Origin of the sequence: Clostridium sp. YIM B02506 (assembly GCF_022324845.1) — a bacterium.
GTDB lineage: Bacteria > Bacillota > Clostridia > Clostridiales > Clostridiaceae > Clostridium_T > Clostridium_T intestinale.
This window is the reverse complement of the sequence record NZ_JAKGTG010000060.1, coordinates 1-5307: the sequence shown is the minus strand read 5'-3', so window position 1 is coordinate 5307 and position 5307 is coordinate 1. Positions and strand designations below refer to the sequence as shown.

General features: G+C 28.1%; 6 protein-coding genes and 1 other RNA gene. 5 read left to right on the top strand and 2 right to left on the bottom strand.

What is annotated here, in order from left to right; translation table 11 throughout:
- The first annotated feature begins 481 nt into the window (after positions 1-481).
- Positions 482-814, top strand: a transfer-messenger RNA (tmRNA) gene (gene ssrA, locus L1S49_RS22990).
- 314 nt (positions 815-1128) lie between these two features.
- On the opposite strand, the gene L1S49_RS22985 is transcribed toward ssrA, so the two are convergent.
- Positions 1129-1539, bottom strand: a complete 411-nt coding sequence (locus L1S49_RS22985) for an LAGLIDADG family homing endonuclease (protein ID WP_238907680.1) — start codon at positions 1537-1539, stop codon at positions 1129-1131.
- Between the two features lie 314 nt (positions 1540-1853).
- Here L1S49_RS22985 and L1S49_RS22980 point away from each other — a divergent pair, with 314 nt between their 5' ends.
- From L1S49_RS22980 to L1S49_RS22965, 4 genes are read left to right on the top strand one after another with little or no spacing between them, the layout of a single operon-like run.
- Positions 1854-2675 (top strand): hypothetical protein, encoded by an 822-nt coding sequence (locus L1S49_RS22980; protein WP_238907679.1) that lies wholly within the window; start codon positions 1854-1856, stop codon positions 2673-2675.
- A gap of 1 nt (position 2676) precedes the next feature.
- Entirely contained in the window at positions 2677-3042 is a 366-nt protein-coding gene (locus tag L1S49_RS22975; protein WP_238907677.1) for a hypothetical protein, read from the top strand.
- Positions 3029-4114 carry a hypothetical protein gene (locus L1S49_RS22970; protein WP_238907675.1) on the top strand — a complete coding sequence of 362 codons (1086 nt, stop codon included), beginning with the start codon at positions 3029-3031 and terminating at the stop codon, positions 4112-4114. The genes L1S49_RS22975 and L1S49_RS22970 overlap by 14 nt, the downstream gene beginning before the upstream one ends.
- 39 nt (positions 4115-4153) lie before the next feature.
- Positions 4154-5047 carry a DUF4238 domain-containing protein gene (locus tag L1S49_RS22965; RefSeq protein ID WP_238907671.1) on the top strand — a complete coding sequence of 298 codons (894 nt, stop codon included), beginning with the start codon at positions 4154-4156 and terminating at the stop codon, positions 5045-5047.
- 75 nt (positions 5048-5122) lie between these two features.
- On the opposite strand, the gene L1S49_RS22960 is transcribed toward L1S49_RS22965, so the two are convergent.
- On the bottom strand, positions 5123-5307 hold a 185-nt coding region (locus L1S49_RS22960; RefSeq protein WP_238907669.1), incomplete at its 5' end, for a hypothetical protein.

Below are 5307 nucleotides of genomic sequence, written 5' to 3'. Positions count from 1 at the left end.
TAGCGTTATAAATTAAATATTGATGGGTCAATTTTATTTGCAAAAGTGGGTCAAAAGTAGTTGACAATCTACACCTTTTAAGAACAGTTTTAATAGTATATAAGTATAGCGTAAAATGAGTCGAAAAATGCTTTTAAAGGGACTAATATCAAAGAATGTGATGAAATAATATATTGTGGCGATATTATTGGAGTTGGACCATTTCCAGAAGAAACTAAGAAAGTCTTTTACGGTGTTAAATAGATGTAAGTTTAAAGTTTAATTGGTAGCTAACATCAACATACCCATTAGTATTATGAGTTGGTAATAGGAATCTCTTGAACGGGGGATTTATATGTTATATTATTATAAATATAAGGAGCCAAGCCGCTCCTTATTAGTGTCTAACTTGACAATATGACTTAGCTGTTGTAAAATTAAAATCTACAATTAAATAATGCAATTTGCGTTTGAAAAACTTAAAATACTAACATGGGGGCGTTTTGGCTTCGACGGGGGTAAGATGGGTTTGATAAGCGAGCCGGGGGAAGCATGGTCCCACGTGATCAACTATGCAATAAATATAAACGCAGAAGACAATTTTGCATTAGCAGCTTAATATAGTTGCTCATCAGCCCAGGGTGCCCACGCCTTGGATCACTGGTGTCATTGAGTGGGAAACGAAGTTTAGCAAAGCTTTGAGCTAAAGGGGTATTTATGAAGCTACTGAAACAGGAAGTCTGTCTGTAGACGTCTTGTGGAGGGAATCCTAAATTACAGAATGCGCTCGGAGAAAGTCAGGCTGGTCTGCTTTCGGACAGGGGTTCGATTCGTAAGATGAGTCGCCTTAAGAAGTGATTCTTAAGTGATAACTTGGCTTTATCGGTGAACCCGAAACAGATAATGCTGTCGGCAATACCGAGAGGTATGTAGAGAAATCTAACAGCCTTGTATCGACTTATAGGTTCCTAAAAGCTTAAGCTTATGGAATACTAAGATAGAAGTTTCAAAACTATATTATAACTTCTATAATACGCCAAGCATCATAATTATAATGATGAAGATATAGTCAGTGCCATACGAAACTATGGATGCACATGACCCCTCGCCTCCACCATAAGAAACCCACCACAGTATTGTGGTGGGTTTTCATTTTATATTCATGAACCTATTATAAAAATCTAATTTCTTTTCTAATGATTCCTCTGAATATCGTCCATTTCTTGGAGTTAAATTTTTATATTCACTAATTATCATATGTGCACGTTTTTTCTTGTCATCCAATATTAGATATGGATAAATATCTATCAATAAATTGATAGCATTGTCATATTTTATAACATAAGAAAAAGAGTTTTTATGCTTATCCTTATTATAGTTTTTCTTGCCTTTAATTGTTCCAATGTTAGCAACTCCTTTTATATAGGTCAGTAGCTCTAAAGATGTAGAGGCTATGGATACACAAGGAGAAGGAAGTTGGTTATTATGAAATCTGGTAAGCATAATACTACCTTCACCATCGATTATTCCTGCTATGTAGGCTTTTTCTACTTTAGTCAAGAGAATCACACTCCTATTTTTATTTTTTGATTATATTTTGTCAAAAGATAGAGCGGATATTCATCGACTAATAAATTTATGGGTAATTTATAAAATGCAGTATAACTTTATGATTTTATTGTTTATAAAATAAGAAATTAATTAATTTACTAAATAAATAATATTTGATAAAATTAGTATATATGAAAATATATTGAAAAAAATTTCAATATATAATTTAGAAATTCTAAAATAAAATATATATGAGACTTGAATAGTTTTTAAATACCTATAAATGATTTGATAAGAAAGTGAAATAAATAGAGGAGACATAAATGGTAAGAAATGAAATTAACGGAACATTAGCAGATTTTCAGATATTAGAATATTGTGAGAGTGGTAAATTAATTATAGATAATTTTAGAAAAGAAAATATAAAGCAAGCTTGTTATGAACTAAGAGCAAGTAATATATACCATGATTTATCATCAGGAAATAAAAAATATGAATTAGTAGCTGGAGAGTATATATTAATAAAACCTAAACAATTAATAGTTATAATTGTAAAAGAAAAACTAGAACTCCCTAAAGATATTTTAGGGAGAATTCTAATTAAAGGAAGTTTGTTTTCTATTGGATTAATTCCAGTAAATACATATGCAGATCCAGGATTTGAAGGTCATTTAGGTTTGGTGATTAATAATAGCTCTAATAATTATATAAAAATTAATGTAGATGAGAATATAGCTAAAATTGAGTTTTCAAAATTACAATTTGCTGTTAAGAAAGACTATAAAGGCCAACATGGTTATAGCACTAATGAATGGGTTATAAAGGAATCTAATATTCTTACTGAAGAAGAAATAAAAAATGATAAAAGAATAGAAAGTGAATTTGATGATATCAAGGGAGCATATGGTAGTATAATTTCAAATTCATTAAGTACAGTTTTTAGATATCAAAGAAAGTTAAGTTTTATGACTGTAGCGTATTCCATTTTAGTGATGATAATTGTTACTTATATGATATGTAAATCAGGAAATCCTAATATAATGTTGTCTTCAATTTTATCCTTTGTAATAGGTATAATAACAAGCGTAGTCTTTACTATCTTTATGAATAATGTAACAAAGATAAATAAGAAAAGGAGCAGATAGTATGGATTTAAATAAAATAATAGAAATACAGAAAGCATTTGATTCTAAACATGGTTGGACGCCTAAAAGTAGCCAAATAGAAGAAATAGTAGATTATATTAATAAAGATATAGTAGGTTTAGTTGGAGAATTGGGGGAATTTTCAAATCAAATTAAAAAAATAAACTTGGTTATTGATTCAAATAGAAGTGGAGAAAAAATCTATTATGACAAGTTAGAAAATTTGTCTGAAGAGATAGTTGATACATTTATATACATCATTCGTATTGCATCGCATTTAAATCTAAATCTTGAAGAAGAATACTTAAAAAAATTACATAGTAATGAATTACGATTTATGGGGTTTGATATAAATGAACAAAGATAAGGTTCTACAACCCATAAAAATAAAAGATGTAACTTTACAAAACAAAATATTTTTTGCACCAATAAATACTGGATATTCTTTTAATGGAAATCCAACAAAAGAGTTGTTGAAGTTTCACCAGATAATGTCTGGAAAAGATATTGCTATAAGTTATGTAGGCAATGTAGCTATAGGAGATTTATATGCGACAAATAATAAAACTTGTTATTTTAATAATGATATGATTATTTGGAAAGAGATATCAGATGAAATAAAAAGAAATGGAAGTATTCCAGGTATTCAATTAGGGTGTAGGTATTCTAATATAACTCCTATACTTAAAATGAATAACAGTACTAACGAAATAAAAGATTATATAAAAAATGCTCAAGACGAAATAAAAAATATATCAATAGAGAAGATAAATGAAATAGTAAATTTATATAAGGAAAAGGCTATTGTAGCGTATGATTTGGGATTTAATATAGTACAAATACATGCTGCACATGGTTATTTTTTATCTTTGATGATCAGTGATGTTTTTAATGTAAGAAAAGATGTTTACGGTTTGGAAAGAGTAAAAGTAATAAGAGATATTGTAAGAGGAATATTAAAAGAGAGACCTAAGATTATTTTAGATGTAAGAATTTCTCTAGTGGAGGGAATAAAAGATGAAAAAGAAGAGATTGCTTACAAATTTGAATTAATTAAGGATCTAGTAAGTATGGGAATAAGTATAATAAGTATATCAAATGGGATATATAACATAGATAAAAAAATGATTTATCCATTAAAAAGTGAGAGTATAAATAAAAAAGTAAAATATGGAGTGCATTTGGCAAATAGGTATCCAAATATAATTTGGAACTTAGCAGGGAATATGGAAAAAGCAATTTTAGATAAAAAAGATGACTTAGATAATTTAACATATTCACTAGGTAGACAATTATTATCAGATCCATTTTTTATAAAAAAATATAAGAAGAATGAAATTGATAATATAAAAAAATGTTTAGAATGTAATAGATGTCACTATTATTCAAATGGACATGAGAGTTTAACTGAATGTATAAATCGTAAAATGAAAATTTAAAAATATAAATAAGAAAAACTTATTAATAGAGGATTTTGAATGAGCTATACGAAAAAACAACATTATATATCTAGATATATAATAAAAAAATTTCTGAATGATAAAGGAAAAATTGATGCTGTTTTGGTAAATTCGGTAAAAAGAATAGTTCAAGATATTAATAATATTTGTACAGAAAATGATTTTTATGAAGATAAGTCTAGAGATGGTCGGTATATTGATAGGAATAGTACAGAAAATAAGTTTGCTGTTATGGAGTCAGAATTAGCAAGTAAAGTAGAGGATTTATTTGAAGTTTTATATGATGAAAGATGTAATGATAGATTAAGACGTATGTATATTACTGGAGAATGGGAGCATTTATCTGTTTATTTAATGCTACATTTAACATTATCCATGGTACGATTACCAAAATTTAAAGAAATTATTTTTAATAAACACGAGCTATCATTAGAAATAAAGCAAATATTTTATAAAGAACTATTATTTGGAAAAATAGAAGCGGAAATATTAGCTTCAAAGAACTTTAAAAACAAGGATTTAGATACGATATTTGAAGTAATAAAATTTAATGATACTTTTAGTGGTGGAATTAATGAGTTGATGAATCATTTAGTTAATAATTATTTTATAGAAATATATAAAGCCCCAACTGAAAAAAAGTTTTTTCTATCAGATTATCCTATTATTATAAATGAGATCGAAGATGTAGATTATTTTATGCCCCTGTCATCCAATTTTGCAATAGCTATGAAAAAAATCGTAAAGAATGGACAATGTAGTATAAGGATTCTTCCAGAAGTTTCAGAAAGAATGATTGATGCTATAAATAAGTTTATAATAGGAAATGCAACAAGAGTTATAATTGTACAAAATATGACGAGTCTAGATCTTGATTTTATAAGAGCGATTCTTAATTCTGGTACAAAATAGCAAGAGATACTCTTTGAATCCATCAATCATCCCGGGTATTAACAAGGTTATTAAAGTTAAGGTATATTTTAGGGGCTACGTTTCGCCTCCACCATAAAACCCACAAAAATCTAAAATTTGGATTTTAGTGGGTTTTTTGTCTAGAAAACCTCCTGCTATGCCGGTGGACAAAAAGGCTTTAGCTCTAAACAGAAAAAAACTCCTATGATAAAATGAAAGCGACTGACAATCGCAAAACAAATAAATCATAGGAGGTGTCG